Source organism: Acinetobacter sp. YH12117 (genome assembly GCF_013418865.1).
GTDB lineage: Bacteria > Pseudomonadota > Gammaproteobacteria > Pseudomonadales > Moraxellaceae > Acinetobacter > Acinetobacter indicus.
On the sequence record NZ_VPBF01000085.1, the window covers coordinates 1 to 2299 of the forward strand.

Annotated in this window: 2 protein-coding genes and 1 pseudogene; 2 read left to right on the forward strand and 1 reads right to left on the reverse strand. The window is 37.6% G+C overall.

Going from position 1 to position 2299, the window contains the following annotated elements; translation table 11 throughout:
* Window positions 1-128: 128 nt before the first annotated feature.
* Window positions 129-1409, reverse strand: a complete 1281-nt coding sequence (locus tag FTU55_RS14830) for a cation transporter (RefSeq protein WP_005237495.1) — start codon at window positions 1407-1409, stop codon at window positions 129-131.
* Window positions 1410-1498: 89 nt separating this feature from the next.
* On the opposite strand from FTU55_RS14830, the gene cadR reads away from it, so the two are divergent.
* Entirely contained in the window at window positions 1499-1891 is a 393-nt protein-coding gene (gene cadR / locus FTU55_RS14835; protein ID WP_000550240.1) for a Cd(II)/Pb(II)-responsive transcriptional regulator, read from the forward strand.
* Between the two features lie 93 nt (window positions 1892-1984).
* Window positions 1985-2146: pseudogene (locus FTU55_RS14840) on the forward strand (IS6 family transposase); the annotation flags it as partial.
* Window positions 2147-2299 lie beyond the last annotated feature (153 nt).

The following is a 2299-nucleotide window of genomic DNA, read 5'->3' on the forward strand; positions in this document are numbered from 1 at the left end:
CAATACCAGCGCACAGCCCAAAGAATGATTTCGCCCTGAAAATGCCGACCATGGAAAGGATTCATATGCTGCACCTTTAGCTAAAACAGTCTTCAGCTTACCATTCGTGGTTATTTGCAACAGTGCCCTTACTTCAAAGCCAAAATTTTTCGGGCACCATTAAGTACGAATAAAGAAACCAGTATGCCAATGATTAAGTCTGGATAAGCTGATCCCGTCCACGCCACGAGTACACCGGCAAATATAACGCCCATATTTACGACAACGTCATTCGCCGAGAAAATCCAACTGGCTTTCATATGTGCGCCATCTTCTCGATGACCAGAAATAAGATATAAGCATGTCACGTTAGCTATAAGTGCGAGCAGGCCAATAACAATCATGAGCGTTGATTCTGGCTCGCTTCCAAACATGAATCGTCTAATGACATCAACAATCACGATAACAGCAAGTAATAACTGAATCCAACCTGCGAAATGGGCTGCTTTTATTTGATATTTCGCAGCTTTTCCGACGGCATATAGCGCAATACCATAAACGGCTGCATCGGCAAACATATCTAGAGAATCAGCAATCAATCCTGTAGACGCAGCAATAATACCGCTGATGAATTCTATAAAGAAAAGTAGAGCATTAATACCTAATAACAGTTTAAGTACTTTAGCTTGTCTCACAGGATCAGGTTCATTAGGTATATCGCCTGAAGAAAGCTGTGTTTCATCAAGTTTCGCCCCAAAACCCAGTCCTTCGAGTTTAGCCGTAATTTGCTGAATCCCTTCATTATGGAAGACTTTCAGTTTTCGATTGGGAAGATCAAAAGTAAGACCTTTAACTGCTTCAATATCTGCAAGAGCCATACGGACCATTTGCTCTTCAGCAGAGCAATCCATTTTAGGAATGGTGTAGGTACTTGTTTGCTTAGCCTGTTGATTGCTTATATAAGTTTCAGTCTTCACAAGCTTTGCACCAAAACCCAAAGCTTCAAGTTTGGTGGTTATATTTTCATCTTTTTGATTATGTAGAACCTTTAAAGAACGGTTAGGTAAATCAAAGATGAGTTTTTGAACACCATCAATTGAAGATAGCGCCATACGAACCATCTGTTCTTCCGCAGAACAATCCATTTTGGGAACTAAGTATTCACTCATGTAGTGCGAATCTTTTAAAATATCTTCAGTGCTTAAATTTTCTTTGGGATCAGAACCATAACAGGATTGAGCGGTATCTTCACAACTGTTTGAAGTGTTACAGCAAGGAGATGAAGATTTTTTTTCTTCCTCTTCACCACAACAGCTAAGCGTATTATCACAATTCTTTGAATTGTTTGCTTCTGCAATTGATGGATGATTTTCTTGTTGAGATTTCTTATCTTCGCATGGTGTTTCTTTACTACATCCACAACCACTCATAATTATACCCATTAAAAAAATTATAAACTTTGAATATTAGAATCCCTATAGTTACTATAGAGTCAAGAATCTTTGGAAATACTAACTCAATGCATTTAAAAATTGGTGAACTCTCTAAAAAAACCTCATGTTCAGTATTAACAATTAGGTTTTATGAAAAGGAAGGTTTAATTCCGGAACCGGAAAGAACGGAAGGAAATTACCGCCTTTACGATGTAGGCTATGTTGAGCGAATTAAATTTATTTTGAATTGCCGAACTTTAAATATGAGTTTGAATGAAATTCGTCAATTACTTACCTATAAAGACAAACCTGAGAAAAATTGTTCAGATGTGAATGAATTAATTGACTTACATGTCAGTGCTATCAGAGAAAATATAATCAAGCAACAAAAGCTTATTGAACAACTATCTGATTTAAGAGGTACTTGTGATGGTTTATGTACAATTGACCAATGTGGAGTTTTAAAAAATCTAGCTTGATTATCTAGACCTATGCTTTTTTCAAAAAATCGGCACTGTTGCAAATAACCACGAATGGTAAGCTGAAGACTGTTTTAGCTAAAGGTGCAGCATATGAATCCTTTCCATGGTCGGCATTTTCAGGGCGAAATCATTCTTTGGGCTGTGCGCTGGTATTGTAAATATGGCATTAGCTATCGTGAACTGCAGGAAATGCTGGCCGAACGGGGTGTGAATGTTGATCACACGACTATTTACCGTTGGGTTCAACGTTATACGAATCTAAAAATGGGAGCCTATAGCTCATTGCTGTCCCACAATTTTTCACAAGAGGAAGCTCATTTGAGCTTCCTCTTGTTTTATGGGTATTTTATCGGGTGAAAATAAAGCTTTTAAAGTTCTTCTTTCAAACAAATTCACTTGAATTAT